The sequence below is a fragment of the Chitinophaga sp. OAE865 genome (assembly GCF_040546735.1).
Taxonomy (GTDB): Bacteria; Bacteroidota; Bacteroidia; order Chitinophagales; family Chitinophagaceae; genus Chitinophaga; species Chitinophaga polysaccharea_A.
The window spans coordinates 7,922,342-7,938,977 of the sequence record NZ_JBEPOF010000001.1; the positions used below are offsets into that span (position 1 = coordinate 7,922,342).

The window sequence follows — 16,636 nt, forward strand, 5'->3', positions numbered from 1 at the left end:
TATTTATACCTGACATATGGAAAAGAAAAGAATACTCATTGCAGGTGCTGCCGGATTTCTGGGGTCTCACCTTTGCGACCGGTTCATAAAGGAAGGATTTCATGTAATTGGCATGGATAACCTTCTTACCGGCAATATCAAAAATATTGAACACCTTTTTCCGTTGCCGGAATTTGAATACTATCATCACGATGTCACCAAGTTTGTGCATGTTCCCGGCAAACTTGATTACATATTGAACTTTGCATCCCCGGCCAGTCCGATCGACTACCTGAAGATGCCTATCCAGACGCTGAAGGTAGGATCACTGGGCACGCATAACCTATTGGGACTGGCAAAGGAAAAAAAAGCACGTATCCTTGTAGCATCTACTTCCGAGGTGTACGGAGATCCGAATGTGCATCCACAACCTGAAGAATACTGGGGAAATGTAAACCCCGTTGGCCCGAGAGGAGTATATGATGAAGCCAAAAGATTCCTGGAATCCATTACAATGGCCTATCATAATTTCCATGGTGTTGAAACGCGTATCATTCGTATCTTCAATACTTACGGTCCCCGTATGCGGCTTAATGACGGACGTGCATTGCCTGCATTTATGAGCCAGGCACTGAATGGACAGGACCTGACCGTATTTGGCGACGGTAGCCAAACCCGTTCATTCTGCTATGTAGACGACCTGGTGGAAGGTATCTACCGCTTACTGTTAAGCGACTACCATCTGCCGGTTAATATCGGTAACCCACAGGAAATTACCCTGAACCAGTTTGCCGAAGAGATCATTGCATTAACAGGTTCCAAACAAAAAATTGTTTATCATCCATTACCCAAAGACGATCCCAAACAACGGCAGCCGGACATCACCAAGGCCCGCACCCTGTTAGGCTGGGAGCCCAAAGTAGGCAGGCAGGAAGGGTTAAAAATCACTTACGAATATTTTAAAGAGGCCTTATTAAAATAAAATTTTTCTCTGGAATGAAGCGTAAACTATTAATTACCGGCGGCGCCGGGTTTATTGGCTCTCACGTAGTACGGTTATTTGTCAATAAATATCCTGATTATCAGATTGTTAATCTTGATGCTCTCACCTACGCTGGTAACCTGGAAAATCTGGTGGATGTAAAAGATAAACCGAATTACATTTTTGAAAAAGGTGATATCACAGATGAAGCGTTCATTGATGAGCTTTTCGCCAGGTATCAGTTTGATGGGGTGATTCACCTCGCCGCAGAAAGCCATGTGGACCGCTCCATCATGGACCCGCTGGCATTTATTAAGACAAATGTACTCGGCACTGCAGTATTGCTGAACAATGCACGGAAACACTGGAAAGATAACATGAGCGGAAAACTGTTCTATCATGTGTCTACCGATGAAGTGTACGGATCACTGGGCGATGAAGGATTTTTCCTTGAAACTACCGCCTATGACCCGCGTTCGCCCTATTCCGCTTCAAAAGCCAGCTCGGATCATTTTGTAATGGCTTATTATCACACTTATCATTTGCCGGCTGTTATTTCCAATTGCTCCAATAACTATGGATCTCACCATTTCCCCGAAAAGCTGATCCCCCTGGCTATTCACAATATCAAAAACAATAAGCCGGTGCCGGTTTATGGGAAAGGTGAAAATATTCGCGACTGGTTGTTTGTAAATGACCATGCCCGCGCAATCGATACTATTTTCCATCACGGAAAAATAGGTGAAACCTATAATGTAGGCGGATTCAACGAATGGAAAAATATTGACCTGATTCAATTACTGTGCAAGATCATGGATAAAAAACTGGGGCGGCCTGAAGGCACCTCTGCACAGCTGATCACTTTTGTGAAAGACAGGGCAGGACACGATCTCCGTTATGCTATTGATGCTACCAAGCTCAATAAAGAACTGGGCTGGGAGCCTTCTCTCCAGTTTGAAGAGGGGCTGGAAAAAACAGTAGACTGGTACCTGGAAAATGAAGCCTGGCTCAACAATGTTACCAGCGGAAATTACCAGCAATACTATAACGAACAATATCAAAAAAGATAGTGATGCCGCAGTTAGCCTAAAAACTAACTGCTCATTGCTTTTATAGCTATTACACATGCCTTTTCAACAAACCGGGATACCCGACCTGTTAATTTACGAGCCCAAAGTTTTTGGCGATCACCGTGGTTATTTTTTTGAAAGTTACAATGCCAATACCTTCAGCGCCGAAGGTATTGAGTACAAATTTGTACAGGACAACCAGGCCCGCTCTACCTACGGGGTACTCCGTGGGCTTCATTATCAGCTGGAGCCTTATGCACAAACCAAACTGGTAAGGGTACTGGAAGGAAGTATTATCGATGCCGTTGTAGATATCCGTAAGGGATCTCCTACCTATGGTAAATCCTTTGCGATAGAACTCAGCGCCAGCAATAAATTACAACTGCTGGTACCTAAAGGGTTTGCACATGGTTATGCGGTGATCAGCCAAACAGCAGAAGTGATGTACAAATGCGATAACTTCTACCATAAAGGCAGCGAGGGAGGAATTATTTATAACGACCCCTCTCTTGGTATTGATTTGGGGCATTAACCTGGATGATGCCATCGTTTCCGAGAAAGACCTGATCCTCCCCACACTGGCAAACATTCAACATAATTTTATTTTTAACAGCTGATCATTTGCTATGAAGAATATTCTTGTTACCGGCGGAAATGGCCAACTAGGACAAGCCCTGCAAAAAGTAGCAGGCGATTATCCGCAATTCAACCTGTTATATACCGATTACCAGGACCTGGATATCACTGATGCAGACGCCCTGGCGGCCTATTTTTCTGCACAGCAGATCGATGCATGTATTAACTGCGCAGCATATACGGCAGTGGATAAAGCTGAGGAAGAGGAAGACAAGGCATTTCTGCTGAACTTCCAGGCAGTACTGGGTTTGGCTGAAATATGCGCACAACATAAGGCACAACTGGTGCATATATCCACGGATTATGTGTTCAGTGGCAAACAGAATGTGCCTTATACTGAAAACGATGAAACTGATCCGGAAAGCATCTACGGTGCCTCCAAAGTACGTGGCGAGGCAGCTGCCGCAGGCTACAATCCGGATACTATTATATTGCGGACCTCCTGGCTTTACTCTGAATACGCGGTTAACTTCGTAAAAAGAATGCGGCAGCTGATGCAGGAAAAACAGGAACTGAACGTGGTTTTCGATCAGGCCGGCACCCCTACCTATGCGGGAGACCTGGCCAAAGCCATCCTGGATATATTGCAATACAAGGCAGCTAATCCCGAAACTGCCATTGGTGGTGTATATCATTACAGCAACGAAGGCATTACCAGCTGGTTCGACTTCGCCGTAGCCATCAAAGAAATGACAAACGCCACTACTGCTATTTACCCCGTTACATCCGATAAATATAAAACAGCTGCCAAACGCCCCGCATACAGCGTATTGAATAAGGAAAAAATTAAAAGCACTTTTGGCCTCAACATCCCTTACTGGAGGGATAGCCTGGCCAAATGCCTGAAAAATAGCTAAAAGGAAAGTGGCTGTCTCCGAAATAGAAGACAGCCACTTTTTATCCGGGTCCTGATGGGAACATGTAAAAAGATGATCTACTTTTAATACATCCCTTTTGCTTTATTTCTTCAATGCGGTGATCATTGTTCCTCCCATATCTTTCCCATCCTTACTGGATGAGGTTTTCACCGGTCCGAAATCCTGCGCAAACCATTCCACTGCACTCAATTTCATTGGAATCCCCTGCCCCATCATCTTCATCTGGAAATTAATATCATAAGCAATTTTGAAACAATCCCAGCTTCCCGCAGGAGTGGTCACCTTCTCTTTTCCCAGCACCTTCCGGTTACTGATCTCATAACTGATCCCTATTTCCATTCCGTTCATATTCCCGCTCATTTCAAAAGTACCACCAGGCAGCTCCTGACCGGCATGCATTCCGGAGGGATAGTCAAGAAAAGACGCATTGGTTTTACCTTCCATTTTCATGTCTTTCATCTGCGGCATTGCCGGAATGCTCATTTTCATATCTATGGACACGCCATTGCCAGTGCACTTAAAATGCCCGGTTCCGGAGGTTACCTGCTTATTGCTTTTATCGTAAAACGTATTTGTAAAATCAGATACTGTTCCACCCGCTTCCCTGCGCACATTGGTAACCTTATAAACGCTTTTCCCGCTGGCAGTTCCCTTCGCATCGAAAATGGACATTTCAATTTCTGCATTATTAAGCAGATAATAGTATCCCTTGCAATCCTGTGCCAGCACCGGTACTGCAAAGCACAGCACAACAAAAAAAATAAAAGCTTTTTTCATAATATACCTGGTTTGGGGTAAGAAAGAATTTTGTCACATGCGTCTCCGGCTGTAGCTGGGGACTAAAGGCCGGTCTTCTTTATAAATTTACATAGATATTTGTTATACCAGCCAGGAATCCTTAAAATGGGCGAATCCTGTGAATTTTATGTAGGTTTGCAAAAATTATTATTAAAATCATGAATCTGATAGATGAACTGCGCTGGCGGGGTATGCTACAGGATATGATGCCTGGCACGGAAGAGCAACTGAAAAAGGAAATGACCACTGCGTATATTGGTTTTGATCCAACCGCAGAATCGTTGCACATCGGCAGCCTGGTTCCCATTCTGTTACTGGTGCATCTGCAAAAGGCAGGACATAAACCCCTGGCGCTGGTGGGTGGCGCTACCGGAATGGTAGGCGACCCCTCTTTTAAAGCGGAAGAAAGAAAAATGCTGGACCTGGATACCCTGCAAAAAAATGTAGCCGGTATCAAAGCCCAGCTGGAGCGCTTTCTCGACTTTGATGCTGCAAAACCAAACGCAGCAGAAATGGTGAATAACTTCGACTGGTTTCAACACATTACCTTCCTCGACTTTATTCGCGATACCGGTAAACATATCACCGTTAATTATATGATGGCCAAAGATTCGGTTAAAAAAAGGATCGAAGGCGACAACGGGATGTCATTCACAGAATTCACCTATCAGCTGATACAGGGCTACGATTTCTATCATTTATATACCGCCAAAAACTGTAAACTGCAGATGGGGGGCTCAGACCAGTGGGGCAACATTGTTACCGGCACGGAGCTGATCCGCCGTAAAGCAAGAGGCGAGGCATTCGCATTTACCTGTCCGCTGATCAAAAAAGCCGATGGTACCAAGTTTGGTAAAACTGAACAAGGCACCGTATGGCTTGATCCTAAACGTACTTCTCCCTATGCTTTCTACCAGTTCTGGCTTAGAACAACTGATGTGGATGCGGAAAGCTATATCAAAATATTCACCTTCATGGAACAACCGGAGGTGGAAGCTTTGATAGAAGAACACAGGAAAGATCCGGGGCAGCGACTGTTGCAGAAACGTCTTGCCAAAGAGGTAACGGTATTTATTCACGGTGAAGAAAATTATAACTTCGCAGTAGAAGCAGCGTCTATACTATATAATAAAAACACCGCCGAATTACTGTTATCCCTTTCCGAATCGGACCTGATCGATGTGATGGATGGCGTACCTCAGTTTGAGGTACCAAGAACAGACCTGGAAGCAGGTAAGGATATTGTAAGCCTGCTCGCTGAAACAGGCATTTTCCCCAGTAAAAGCGAAGCCCGTAAAACAGTACAGGGCGGGGGGGTAAGCGTAAACAAAATAAAAGTTCCCGGTATTGACATGATCGTAAATACATCTTCATTACTGAGAGATAAATATATTTTGCTGCAGAAAGGCAAAAGTTATTTCCTGGTAAAGGCTGTATAACCCTTCATCATAAAAAGAGAAGAGGGAAGATAAAAGCAATTATCCGCTTTTTATCTTCCCTCTTCTCTTTAAATCAAATATATCAGCAGCAAAACAAACTTTGCTTACAATCCATACTTCTTCTCATACTTTTCGTATAACTGTTTCTGCTTATTATCCAGATTTATTTCCCTTCCCTGGATAAATGTACGCGTAATTACGCTCGACTTCATATCAAGAATATCGCCGGTACTCACCGCAATATTTGCGTCCTTGCCGGCTTCAAGAGAGCCTGTCGTTTTATCGATCCCCAGTATTTTAGCGGCGTTAAGCGTAACGGCCGACAAGGCTTCTTCCTTTGTTAACCCATAAGTACTTGCAGTACCGGCTTCAAAACCCAGGTTACGTTGTTGCCAGAACCCTTCATTGCTTAAACAAAACAATACGCCTGCTTTCTGCAATTGCGCTGCTGTTTTGTAGGGCTGATCTACATCATCATCCTGCATTACCGGCAAAGCATGCGGTTGGGCCAGTACTACCGGGATATTATGCTGCTTCAGGATATCCGCAATAAGCCAGGAATCTGTTCCTCCCACAATCACTACATCGAGCTGAAATTCTTTGGCAAAGTCTGTTGCTATCAGCATTTCCTTTACCAGATCGCAATGAATAAACAGCTTTTGCTCCTTTGTAAACAGCTTCCGCATCGATTCAAATTTCAGGTTGGTAGCGGTGTGCTTACCTTCTTGCTGATAAGCTTTAGCCTCACGGAAAAATGTTTTCACCGCTTCTATTTGTTCCATTGCCACCTTCAACCGGTCGGGTGAGCCAGGGCCACCGCCAACAGGCGATACACGGGGCATAAAAAAGTGCAGTGCATTGTCTGTTTTATAGGCGGCATCTTCCCAGTTCCAGGCATCCAGCTGTACCACGGAGGAAACGCCGCTGATGATGCCTCCCTCCGGTGTTACCTGTGCCAGCAATATCCCGTTGGAGCGCAATGTATTGATTACTTTGGAATCTGCATTATACGCAATGATGGAACGTACGGAAGGATTTATTTCCCCTACTTCGCGTGCATCGATCGTAGCACGTACACTCTCAAATTCTACCAGCCCCAGGTTGGATTCGGGTGCAATAATGCCGGGGTATATATGCTGCCCTTTCATATCCAGTATGGTGGCATCTCCACCGGCTTCGGGAATGTTAGCGCCTACTGCAGTAATTTTCCCTTTGCTGAAAGCAATGGAACCATTTTCAATTACCTGTCCGTTACCTATATGAATAGTAGCATTGGTGAGGTATACGGGTTTATTTTGCGGACCCGCCGGAGATATCGTTTCCTGCGCCCGGGCAGCATACGCTCCCAGTACCAGGCTTAATAAAATCAATTGTTTTCTCATCGCTTGTTGCATTTAGCGGTGCTTAAAAAATTAGTTACCAATAGCCTGCTGATGTCCTCCCTGCAGATCTTCACAATGATATATTTCTTCCGCCACCAGTTCAGCCTTCCGGGTAGGTGTACCTTTTTTCTTTTCCCCGAGCAGCAGTTGGGTAAGACGGTTGCGCTCTGCTGCTATACGTTTGCGCAGCTGTAAATCGTAATCGCGGTCAAATTCCACGATACCATCAACAATGGTCTTTTCGGCTTTGGCGTAAATGCTCAGCGGGTTGTCGCTCCACAATACCAGATCGGCATCCTTACCCGCTTTGATACTGCCCATATGACTGTCTACATGCAGTAGTTTAGCAGGATTGATGGTGATCAGCTTAATGGCTTCTTCTTCTTTCATACCGCCGTATTTAATGCTTTTGGCTGCTTCCTGGTTCAGGCGCCGGGCCATTTCCGCATCATCGGAGTTGATGGCAGTGAGCACGCCCACTCCTTCCATAATAGCGGCGTTGTAGGGAATAGCGTCCTGCACTTCCATTTTATAAGCCCACCAGTCGGCAAAGGTACCTGCACCGGCTCCATGCGCTTTCATTTTATCGGCTACTTTATATCCCTCGAGGATATGGGTGAAAGTATTCACTTTAAAGTGGAAGCTGTCTGCCACATGCATGAGCATATTGATTTCACTTTGCACATAAGAGTGGCAGGTAATGAAACGTTTCTGATGCAATATTTCCACAAGGGCGTCCAGTTCCAGGTCACGGCGCTTGCCGGGGCCCTGTTTTTCATAATCAAGCGCACGGGTAAACGCATCTGTATAGATCTGCTCTACTCCCATCCTTGTTTGCGGGAAACGTACGGTATTACGTTCGCCCCAGTTGGATTGCTTCACATTTTCGCCTAATGCAAACTTGATGAAGGGATCCCAGTTGGTTACTTTCAGGGCTTCTGCATTTTGTCCCCAGCGGAGCTTGATCAGCTGTGACTGGCCACCGATGGCGTTAGCGCTGCCATGCAGCAAATGGGAGGCCGTTACGCCACCGCTCAGCTGACGGTAAATATTGATATCGTCAGGATTTAATACATCGGCGATCCGCACCTCTGCAGTCACGGATTGCGATGATTCATTCACTCCCCTGCTGAGTGCAATATGCGAATGCTCGTCAATGATGCCGGCGCTCAGGTGTTTTCCTGTACCGTCTATCACCCTGGCATTGCCGGCAGCAAGGTTCTTACCTACCTGGGCGATTTTACCATTGCGGATCAAAACGTCTGTATTTTCCAGTATTCCTTCTTTTTCGCTGGTCCACACGGTGGCGTTTTTAATCAGCAGGTCTTGTGGAGATGGCAATTTTTCCCAGCCATAACCATTGAACGGGTAATACACCGGGCCAGTGGCCAGGGGTGTTTCCTTCTTTACTGAATCCGCTTTTTCAGGAGCTGCCTTTACAAATACTGCTGTCCATTTTACAGGGTTGCCGCTGGTGTCGGCACCAGTACCTGTCCAGCTGTTATCACCGATAATACCGCTGAGACGTACATTGCTTTTACTGTTTTTAGCCAGTGGGAGCGACAATGTTACCAGCTTCCCGTTTACATCAATACGCCCGGGAAGAGTGTCTTTCTGTAAAACAGACAGTAAAGGCGCGGTAGCAGTGCCTCTCACTTCTACAGAGTAGCTGCCGCCCGGACTAAGGTTTACGGTATAGATACCGCGGATATCATTCCAGCCGTCGGCTTTAATGGTATAGCGGTTACCTTGAACCCAGTTTTGGTAAAGAATGGTCTTTTCGTTAAAAACGGGGCCTGAGGTAATGAGGAAGTTGGCCAGTTTACCGGGTTCCAGGCTGCCTACTTTATCATAAGCCTTTATGAGGGTGGCCGGTGTTCTGGTTAATGCCTCCAGTGCTTTTTGTTCGCTGAGGCCATAACTGATGGCTTTCCGTACATTGGCCATGAATTGTTTTACATCTTTCAGATCAGCGGCAGTTAAACAAAAGGGGATACCTGCCTTTTCAAACGCAGCAGGCTCACCGGGGGCCATTTCCCAGTGCTTCATGTCGGCCAGCGAAACGTAGCGGGCGTCTGCGGGATCTTCCATATCAATAGCGCCGGGGAAATTAAGCGGCAATACGAAAGCCGCTTTGGTAGCGGCCATTTCACTGATGCGCTGGTATTCATTACCACTGGCCCTGATAATATACTGTACTCCAAACTCGTCACCTATTTTATCTGCGCGAAGCGCGTCCCATTTATCGGTAACTTCGAACAGCTGGGGCAACTGCTGGCTGGCATTCCATGCTTCCAGGCTAAGGTTCACGCCTTCTTTTGCGGGCCGGGTCTTATACCACCGGGCATCCAGGTAAGTTTGCCGCAACAGGGCGATACAGCCCATGAGGGAGTTCGGGTAATTCTGGGTGGAGCTGCCTTTATCGAACGAATAGGCTGCTGCTGCTTTTTCCAGGATAACGGCTTTGTTTTCCCTGGTAGCAGCCAGGCTTACCAGCGCTGCCGTGCCACGGGCAATACCATCCGGCTGATGGGTAAGCACGGCGCCAAAGCCCGCTTCCCGCAGAGGCGCGGCCTTTCCATCATTTACTGCAAAAAGATCCACGGCATTTACTTCGCTTCTGATAGCCTGGTTCCAGCCATATGCGCCTTTGGTGTTAGACAGGAACTGCGGAGCCGCATTCCATGGAGACCCTCCTCTTTTGGGCTCCGATAAGCCATAATTACTGGAAATATCTACAAAGGAAGGATAAATATACTTTCCCTTACAATCCACTATCACCGCATCTTTTGGTATAGCTGCCGAGGTACCGGCCGACACTATTTTCCCGTCGCGGATCACCAGCGTGGCATCGTTAAAAGTGGTTTGCGGATCTTTTACAAGAGTAGCGTGCGTAAAAGCGAAGCATCCTTCGCGGGGATCGGCGATCCCGTTTACCGGGAAGGTTTCCTGGGCGCTGGCCACAGCACCGGTTGCCAACAGGGCCAGTAACAGCAGTTTACCGCGGTGCCGCTTCATAGCATAGGTAATACGCCGTAACAGCAGGGCTGCTCCGGGGTTCTCAAAAGCTTTTTTCATGTAAATCTTTATTTTTTCGGTTCAGATTCAGTTGATCCGCTAAATGTAATAAATCATTGAGGCGGGAATAAATAAAACGGCATATTTTTTATGAGTGGTAGGTGTATTTTGCATTCACACGAAAAAGGGATAATTTGAAAAGGGTTTACAGCTTAAGTTTGTTTAAATTCGTATAATACTTGCTGACTATGAAGTTTATTTCTGTTTATACATGGATGCTGCTCTCCGTTTTCTTTGCGGCAACTGCCCTCACCACCAATGCCCAGGTAAAGGATACTTCCGGCACAAGAGGCCGCTGGACGGCAGAAGGGAGAGCCGATAAAATTACGGACAAGATTTCTCACAAGGTAAATCTGAACAAAGACCAGGAAAAAAAGATCCTCGTGATCAACCAGGATATTGTGCGCCGGATGGATGCAATAAAAAACAATCCTTCCCTCACCAAAAAGGAACGTATGACCCAGTTTAAAGCACTGGATTCAGAACGCAGCCAGCGCTTTAAAAGCGTTTTTACGCCTGCACAGTATAAAAAGTGGAACGACTGGGAGATGAATAAAAAGGAACAACTGGAACAAAGAATGGAAAAAAAGCGGCAAAAGAAGGAAGCCAGGGATTCCACCCAGCAACGATAAATTTCTTAACTTGAAAAATATTGGCAGTGAGCTATCTCACTGCTTTTTTTATGCCTGTAAATATGATCAACACAACTGCCGATATAAAAGATATTTTCATGCAGGGCGTTGCTGCAGTACATCCGCAACAGCTCATCAGGAAAAATGTAGAGATAATGCCTGCCTCCCGGGTTATTAATATTTCGGGAGATAGCTACGCCATCGCCGAGCACGCGGTTGTTTGGATCATGGGGGCGGGGAAAGCTGCCGCCGCAATGGCACAGGAACTGGAAAGCCTCCTTGCCGGGCACTTTTCTTTGCAGGGAATGGTAGTTACAAAATACGGACATGCGTTACCGTTACAGCAGGTGGAACTGGTAGAGGCAGGCCACCCGGTGCCCGACGAACAAAGTGTAGCCGCTTCCGTTAAATTGCTGGAGATGGCGGCAAAAGTACAGCGAAACGACCTGGTTATCTTTTTGCTTTCCGGCGGCGCCTCTGCACTGCTGGCCGATGTACCGGCTCACAGCAGTCTAACTGAAGTACAGCAGTTGTTTGAAGCGCTGCTGAAAAGCGGCGCCGATATCCGCGAAATGAATACGGTACGAAAGCATCTTTCCGGCATCAAAGGAGGACTACTGGCCAGGAGCATATACCCGGCAACGTTATGTACCCTTGTGCTCAGCGATGTAGTGGGCGATGACCTCAGCGTAATAGGCTCCGGGCCTACAGTGGCCGACCCCTCTACATTTTCAGATACGATGGAGGTACTCCGCAAATATCATCTCACTGAAAAAATTTCAACGCACCTTCTTCAACACATCGAAAACGGTGTGGCAGGAAGGATCCCGGAAACGCCCAAGCCGGGCGACCCTTCACTGCTACATACACATAACTACCTTACCGGCACCAACCGCATCGCATTGGAAGCAGCTGCAGAAAAGGCCAGGGACCTGGGTTATCATCCTGTGTTGCTCTCTGATACTGTTACAGGAGATGTACATGCTGTAGCTGCCGACCTGGTGCAAACCGCGCTCAGATACAACGGGCCTCTGCCTGCCTGTTTGCTGGCTGGCGGGGAAACCACCGTGAAAGTGACCGGAAATGGCCTTGGTGGCCGGAATCAACAACTGGCACTGGCAGCAGGCATTGCACTTGAGCCTTATCCTTTCCTCACCTTTTTAAGTGGCGGCACAGACGGCAGCGATGGCCCTACCAATGCTGCAGGAGCTATCGTAGATGCATCAACGATAAAAAATGCCGGGAAAATGCAGCTCGATCCAAATAGTTTCCTGCAGCGGAACGACGCATGGCATTTCTTCTCAAAGGCAGGCGGACTAATGATTACAGGCCCTACTCAAACCAATGTGATGGATCTGATGATCATGCTGATCACTGTAGACGGCCTTAAAATTTGAAATCAAAGTTTGTATATGTGTGGATAGATTATATTTTTGGGGTTTGGAACTAGAAATTCTGGATTTACTAAACGTATTTGCATTATGCTGAGAATGGAACAGACATGGCGATGGTACGGGCCCAATGATCCGGTTAGCTTGTCTGATATTAAACAGGCAGGAGCTACCGGTGTTGTAACCGCATTGCACCATGTGCCTAATGGAGTGGTATGGACGAAGGAGGAGATACAAAAGCGGAAAGCCATCATAGAAGCAGCCGGTCTTACCTGGTCGGTTGTGGAGAGCGTGCCGGTACATGAAGATATTAAAACGCAAAGCGGCCGTTTTAAGGATTATATCCACAATTACCAGCAATCATTGCGAAACCTGGCCGCATGTGGTATTCGTACGGTTACGTACAACTTTATGCCGGTGCTTGACTGGACACGCACCGATTTGTCTTACACCGTAGAAGATGGCTCCAAAGCACTGCGCTTTGAGAAAGCCGCGTTTATGGCATTCGACCTGTTCATGTTGCAAAGACCGGAAGCAGAAAAAGATTATAGTGAAGAAGAAATTGCCCGTGCGAAGGAACACTTCGACAGCATGACCGAAGCAGATAAGGACCTGTTACAAAAGAATATTATTGCCGGGTTACCAGGATCAGAGGAGAGCTTTACACTACAGCAGTTCCAGGTAGCGTTGGATAAATACAAAGGCATTGACGCCACACAACTGAAGCTGCACCTCTTCTATTTCCTTCAGCAGATAGCGCCGGTGGCAGAAGAAGTGGGTGTTAAACTGGCCATCCACCCTGATGATCCTCCATTCCCGATCTTTGGGTTGCCCCGTGTGGTAAGCACCGAACAGGATGCCCGTGAGCTGCTGACTGCAGCTCCATATGCCGCCAATGGCCTGTGCTTCTGTACCGGTTCCTACGGTGTAAGGGCAGATAACGACCTCCCCGGCATGATAGAGCGCCTGGGAGATCATATCCACTTCATCCACCTGCGCAGCACACAACGTGATGCACTGGGCAACTTCCATGAAGCCAACCACCTGGAAGGCGACGTAGACATGTTTGCCGTAGTAAAAAATATCCTGCTCACCATGAAACGCCGCAATGTTTCCATTCCAATGCGCCCGGATCACGGACACCAGATGCTGGATGACCTGCATAAGAAAACCAACCCCGGATACAGCGCTATAGGCCGTTTACGCGGACTGGCAGAACTGCGTGGACTGGAAATGGGCATCGCCGGGGCTTTAGGCTCTGATTGACTGACATCTACCAGCATCAGGTCTGCACAAAGAGTAAAGGTGGGGATAAGCAATACCATCGTCGGACTGAGATGCTACACCAGGGCAGAAAGCGTATTTGAACATATACCGTAATGGCTGATTACGCGTACAAATAACACTACCCTTATAATATATTAAAGACCCGCCCCACCGGCGGGTCTTACTGTTTTTAAATAAACGATTATAAATTTTAAGTCACTGCACGAAAAATCACTGCTTTTTTGTAGCATTGCATCAGGACAAGATTTTATCAACTGTACACTTTTACCAAACCTACAATATGATGAGCGCAACTATAGATGCGAGATATGAGGCATGCCTAGCCAAAAGACCGGATAGCCTTGCCCGCCTGATCAATTTGTTCAAAAAAGATATAGACCTGCGTATTACACAGAAACTACAGGAACGCGGATACAAAAATTTCAAACTGGGCGATATGGTCCTCCTCGTACATATCGATGCCCAGGGCACTATTAACAACGACCTCGCCAGGAAAGCGCGTATCAGTAAACAAGCCATGAGTAAAGTGGTAAAGAACCTGGAAGCAGATGATTATATAGGCACACGTAAACATGATTCTGACAACCGCGCCAGCATTATCTTTCTCACAGAAAAAGGAAAAGAGTTTATGATCAATGCCTACGAAGCGGTGGACGAAGTACAGGACCTCTACGCCAGTATAATAGGTGAGGAAACGTTTACACAACTGAAAACAATCCTTAAACAATTAACGGCAGGCTTAAACCTGAGCTGATACTTCTTATTTCAACGTTATGTAGTACCTGCTGCCACTGTCTTTTACCAAAGGAACCTTAAGCGCCCTTTGCAGTGATACCAGTGTTTCATCTGCAGATTTATTCCCGAAGCCGACAGTGAGGCTGCGTTTATACAGGCTGGCTGCGGAAGGTGGTACCTGTATGTCGAGCCGGAAGTAACTGTTCACGGCATCAATCACTTCTTCCAACGGAGTATTCCGGAACGTGAGCCCGCCTGTTTTCCAGGCCAACTGTAAAAACCGCATTCCGTGTATACAGATCGGTATGCTCATCCAGTTGCATCCGTACCCGCACAGGCAATGCCACTTCAAACCAGGTATCTCCACCCAGCACATGTAATTTCGGGATTGCAGTGAACCCCTTCACATAGGCAAGCGAAGCGCCTTTGCCTGTAATAAGGGTACAACCCGGCACTGGCAGCAAGGTATCAATATGGCCGGTATTGTTCACATAATGTATTTGCTTCACCGGGGCCAGCCGGTAAAAATAAAGCAGCGTACCCACAACCACTATCAACACTGCCGCAGCGGCAACCAGCCATCTGCAGCTAACACGACGGGAAGATGACGGAATAGCCCAAAAGGTATCCTTTTCCGGTACGGTAACCCCTTCTGCCAACCATGCCGCCAGCCTGCTTTCCAGGTAAGCAGCCTGCTCAGGCCCTTCACTGCGGAAAACGGCGAATAAATAATTAGGCCACTTCCGCAAGGTTTAATATTTTTAATACAGAGGAACCGGCAAAAACGATATGTATGTCACCTGAACAATTAATAAATAACGACCAGGAATATATTGAGGGATTGCTTCACCATAAACCAGCAGTAATTGAAAATATCTATCAGCGGTTTGCATCTAAAGAAAAGCGGTTTATACTGCAAAAGAGCGGCCACGTAAAAGACGCAGCCCATATCTTCGAAGAAGCCCTGATGGACATTTATTACTTCGCCCGCCGCCATCCGCTGAAGGTCACTGACTTTGAGCCATTTCTCCAACTATTATGCAAGCGTATCTGGGAACAGGAACTGGAAAGAAGAGGACAGCGCATTCCCGGCCTGGAAGCTGAGGAGCTTTCTACCATGAGCAGGGATGATATCCAGGATGTGGAAGATGTGCTTAAAGAAGGAGAAAAACGGCGGCTCGCCTATCACTACTACCTTGCCCTTTCAGATGATTGTAAGGAACTGCTCCGCTGGTCACTCACTGATGGCTGCCTGCAGGAAGATATTGCCGCAGAAACAAGCATTCCGGTTAAAGAGCTTCCCGGCAGAAGAGCTGATTGTTTCCGCAGCCTGTTCAGGGATATCGATACCAAATTAAAAGCTAACAGTCTTTCCGAAAAAGACCTGCTGGAAACAGACCGCTTTCTCAGCGGCCAGATGAACGAGGCTGAACGTAAAGCCTTCTCCGACAGGCTGCAGGGCGATGCCTTGCTTACCCAGCAGGTAAAACGCTTCGACGCCGTTCGCCAGCTGCTGGGCCAGAGAATCTGTAACGATACCAACCGGGATGAATTGCAACACCTGTTATTCACTCATCGCAATGCGTGGTATACACTGAAAGATAATTCCCCTATTCCCATCCGGAACTATGTTATCCTCACTGCACTGATAGCGGCAGGATTGGCCATATTGCTGTATGTGAGCCCCTGGAGAAAAAATATTTACCGGCAATTTGCCTCTACGGAAATGCAGATCCCGGACATAGACAGCCTGCGGCTTCCCGAAGAAGCCATCGTACAGTTTAATCATGGCCACTTCAATGAGGCGGTAATGTTGCTGAACAAGGCATTGGCTGCCAATCCCGGCAATTTATACGCCCGCTACTATCGTGGTGTAGCACTGATCGATCAAAACCTGACCGGGGCCGCACGACAGGACCTGCTGACTGTTTTTAACAACAGCAGTGAGCTTCGCTATGAAGCTTCATTTTATATGGCCTTGAGCTACCTGAAAGAAGGGCGTAAACAACAGTGCCTCGAATGGCTATTGAAAATTCCATCGGGTGCGCCGAATTACCTCAAAGTGCAGAAACTGATAGAAGAATTAAAATGATTAATTCAGGTATTGTCCTTTACTACAGTGGATAATATTTTCTACTTCCCCTTTAATTAACTCATAAACAGGCGTCTTACCTGTTTTGATCTGTACCAGTTGTTGCAATACCAGGAAATAGATCTCTCCGCGGTTGCAGCCATCAATCTGGGCTTTTAAAATGTCATGCTTTACCTCTTCACAACCGGTGGCATCCAGTTTCTGGTAAATAACATACAAGTCATCCATCCAACTCATTTCTCTAAAGTTTAAACATA

General features: G+C 46.8%; 16 protein-coding genes. 10 read left to right on the forward strand and 6 right to left on the reverse strand.

What is annotated here, in order from left to right:
* Nucleotides 1-16: 16 nt before the first annotated feature.
* The 4 genes from ABIE50_RS31710 to rfbD all read left to right on the forward strand — a co-directional run bounded on the left by ABIE50_RS31710 (nucleotide 17) and on the right by rfbD (nucleotide 3,524).
* Entirely contained in the window at nucleotides 17-961 is a 945-nt protein-coding gene (locus tag ABIE50_RS31710) for a UDP-glucuronic acid decarboxylase family protein (RefSeq protein WP_142685886.1), read from the forward strand.
* A 14-nt stretch (nucleotides 962-975) separates the two neighbouring features.
* The gene (gene rfbB / locus ABIE50_RS31715; RefSeq protein WP_209863147.1) at nucleotides 976-2,031 is read left to right on the forward strand and encodes a dTDP-glucose 4,6-dehydratase; all 1,056 of its coding nucleotides are present in this window, start codon (nucleotides 976-978) and stop codon (nucleotides 2,029-2,031) included.
* A 55-nt stretch (nucleotides 2,032-2,086) separates the two neighbouring features.
* Complete coding sequence (gene rfbC / locus ABIE50_RS31720; protein ID WP_354028272.1) at nucleotides 2,087-2,563, forward strand: dTDP-4-dehydrorhamnose 3,5-epimerase; 477 nt, start codon at nucleotides 2,087-2,089, stop codon at nucleotides 2,561-2,563.
* 94 nt (nucleotides 2,564-2,657) lie between these two features.
* Nucleotides 2,658-3,524, forward strand: coding sequence for a dTDP-4-dehydrorhamnose reductase (rfbD, locus tag ABIE50_RS31725; RefSeq protein ID WP_209863150.1), 867 nt, complete (start codon nucleotides 2,658-2,660; stop codon nucleotides 3,522-3,524).
* A 102-nt stretch (nucleotides 3,525-3,626) separates the two neighbouring features.
* On the opposite strand, the gene ABIE50_RS31730 is transcribed toward rfbD, so the two are convergent.
* Nucleotides 3,627-4,322 (reverse strand): TapB family protein, encoded by a 696-nt coding sequence (locus ABIE50_RS31730; RefSeq protein ID WP_209863152.1) that lies wholly within the window; start codon nucleotides 4,320-4,322, stop codon nucleotides 3,627-3,629.
* A 179-nt stretch (nucleotides 4,323-4,501) separates the two neighbouring features.
* Here ABIE50_RS31730 and tyrS point away from each other — a divergent pair, with 179 nt between their 5' ends.
* Complete coding sequence (gene tyrS, locus ABIE50_RS31735; protein ID WP_142685881.1) at nucleotides 4,502-5,782, forward strand: tyrosine--tRNA ligase; 1,281 nt, start codon at nucleotides 4,502-4,504, stop codon at nucleotides 5,780-5,782.
* A gap of 104 nt (nucleotides 5,783-5,886) precedes the next feature.
* On the opposite strand, the gene ABIE50_RS31740 is transcribed toward tyrS, so the two are convergent.
* Complete coding sequence (locus tag ABIE50_RS31740) at nucleotides 5,887-7,164, reverse strand: amidohydrolase family protein (RefSeq protein ID WP_209863155.1); 1,278 nt, start codon at nucleotides 7,162-7,164, stop codon at nucleotides 5,887-5,889.
* A 30-nt stretch (nucleotides 7,165-7,194) separates the two neighbouring features.
* Nucleotides 7,195-10,242: an amidohydrolase family protein gene (locus tag ABIE50_RS31745; RefSeq protein WP_354028273.1), complete on the reverse strand. Its 3,048-nt coding sequence runs from the start codon at nucleotides 10,240-10,242 to the stop codon at nucleotides 7,195-7,197.
* A gap of 188 nt (nucleotides 10,243-10,430) precedes the next feature.
* On the opposite strand from ABIE50_RS31745, the gene ABIE50_RS31750 reads away from it, so the two are divergent.
* The 4 genes from ABIE50_RS31750 to ABIE50_RS31765 all read left to right on the forward strand — a co-directional run bounded on the left by ABIE50_RS31750 (nucleotide 10,431) and on the right by ABIE50_RS31765 (nucleotide 14,306).
* Entirely contained in the window at nucleotides 10,431-10,874 is a 444-nt protein-coding gene (locus ABIE50_RS31750) for a DUF4890 domain-containing protein (RefSeq protein WP_209863158.1), read from the forward strand.
* Nucleotides 10,875-10,900: 26 nt separating this feature from the next.
* Entirely contained in the window at nucleotides 10,901-12,271 is a 1,371-nt protein-coding gene (locus ABIE50_RS31755; protein WP_209863161.1) for a glycerate kinase type-2 family protein, read from the forward strand.
* 84 nt (nucleotides 12,272-12,355) lie between these two features.
* Nucleotides 12,356-13,531: a mannonate dehydratase gene (uxuA, locus tag ABIE50_RS31760; protein WP_209863164.1), complete on the forward strand. Its 1,176-nt coding sequence runs from the start codon at nucleotides 12,356-12,358 to the stop codon at nucleotides 13,529-13,531.
* Between the two features lie 304 nt (nucleotides 13,532-13,835).
* Nucleotides 13,836-14,306, forward strand: coding sequence for a MarR family winged helix-turn-helix transcriptional regulator (locus tag ABIE50_RS31765; protein WP_209863166.1), 471 nt, complete (start codon nucleotides 13,836-13,838; stop codon nucleotides 14,304-14,306).
* Nucleotides 14,307-14,312: 6 nt separating this feature from the next.
* On the opposite strand, the gene ABIE50_RS31770 is transcribed toward ABIE50_RS31765, so the two are convergent.
* Together ABIE50_RS31770 and ABIE50_RS31775 are read right to left on the reverse strand one after the other, a co-directional pair.
* Nucleotides 14,313-14,516, reverse strand: a complete 204-nt coding sequence (locus ABIE50_RS31770; protein ID WP_209863168.1) for a hypothetical protein — start codon at nucleotides 14,514-14,516, stop codon at nucleotides 14,313-14,315.
* On the reverse strand, nucleotides 14,500-15,036 hold the full coding sequence (locus ABIE50_RS31775; protein ID WP_209863170.1) for a hypothetical protein: 537 nt from the start codon (nucleotides 15,034-15,036) through the stop codon (nucleotides 14,500-14,502). Before ABIE50_RS31775 ends, ABIE50_RS31770 begins: the two co-directional genes overlap by 17 nt.
* Nucleotides 15,037-15,080: 44 nt before the next feature.
* Between ABIE50_RS31775 and ABIE50_RS31780 the strand changes: the two genes are divergently transcribed.
* The gene (locus ABIE50_RS31780; protein WP_209863172.1) at nucleotides 15,081-16,379 is read left to right on the forward strand and encodes a hypothetical protein; all 1,299 of its coding nucleotides are present in this window, start codon (nucleotides 15,081-15,083) and stop codon (nucleotides 16,377-16,379) included.
* Here ABIE50_RS31780 and ABIE50_RS31785 read toward each other — a convergent pair whose 3' ends face one another.
* A complete protein-coding gene (locus ABIE50_RS31785; protein ID WP_142685872.1) occupies nucleotides 16,380-16,616 on the reverse strand; it encodes a hypothetical protein in 237 nt (78 codons plus the stop codon). It lies immediately after the preceding gene.
* Nucleotides 16,617-16,636: the final 20 nt, after the last annotated feature.

What these genes read in the sequence shown, in the direction of transcription:
- ABIE50_RS31710 (WP_142685886.1), top strand. Translation starts at nt 17, where the DNA reads ATGGAAAAGAAAAGAATACTCATTGCAGGTGCTGCCGGATTTCTGGGG.
- rfbB (WP_209863147.1), top strand. Translation starts at nt 976, where the DNA reads ATGAAGCGTAAACTATTAATTACCGGCGGCGCCGGGTTTATTGGCTCT.
- rfbC (WP_354028272.1), top strand. Translation starts at nt 2,087, where the DNA reads ATGCCTTTTCAACAAACCGGGATACCCGACCTGTTAATTTACGAGCCC.
- rfbD (WP_209863150.1), top strand. Translation starts at nt 2,658, where the DNA reads ATGAAGAATATTCTTGTTACCGGCGGAAATGGCCAACTAGGACAAGCC.
- ABIE50_RS31730 (WP_209863152.1), bottom strand. Translation starts at nt 4,322, where the DNA reads ATGAAAAAAGCTTTTATTTTTTTTGTTGTGCTGTGCTTTGCAGTACCG.
- tyrS (WP_142685881.1), top strand. Translation starts at nt 4,502, where the DNA reads ATGAATCTGATAGATGAACTGCGCTGGCGGGGTATGCTACAGGATATG.
- ABIE50_RS31740 (WP_209863155.1), bottom strand. Translation starts at nt 7,164, where the DNA reads ATGAGAAAACAATTGATTTTATTAAGCCTGGTACTGGGAGCGTATGCT.
- ABIE50_RS31745 (WP_354028273.1), bottom strand. Translation starts at nt 10,242, where the DNA reads ATGAAAAAAGCTTTTGAGAACCCCGGAGCAGCCCTGCTGTTACGGCGT.
- ABIE50_RS31750 (WP_209863158.1), top strand. Translation starts at nt 10,431, where the DNA reads ATGAAGTTTATTTCTGTTTATACATGGATGCTGCTCTCCGTTTTCTTT.
- uxuA (WP_209863164.1), top strand. Translation starts at nt 12,356, where the DNA reads ATGCTGAGAATGGAACAGACATGGCGATGGTACGGGCCCAATGATCCG.
- ABIE50_RS31765 (WP_209863166.1), top strand. Translation starts at nt 13,836, where the DNA reads ATGAGCGCAACTATAGATGCGAGATATGAGGCATGCCTAGCCAAAAGA.
- ABIE50_RS31780 (WP_209863172.1), top strand. Translation starts at nt 15,081, where the DNA reads ATGTCACCTGAACAATTAATAAATAACGACCAGGAATATATTGAGGGA.
- ABIE50_RS31785 (WP_142685872.1), bottom strand. Translation starts at nt 16,616, where the DNA reads ATGAGTTGGATGGATGACTTGTATGTTATTTACCAGAAACTGGATGCC.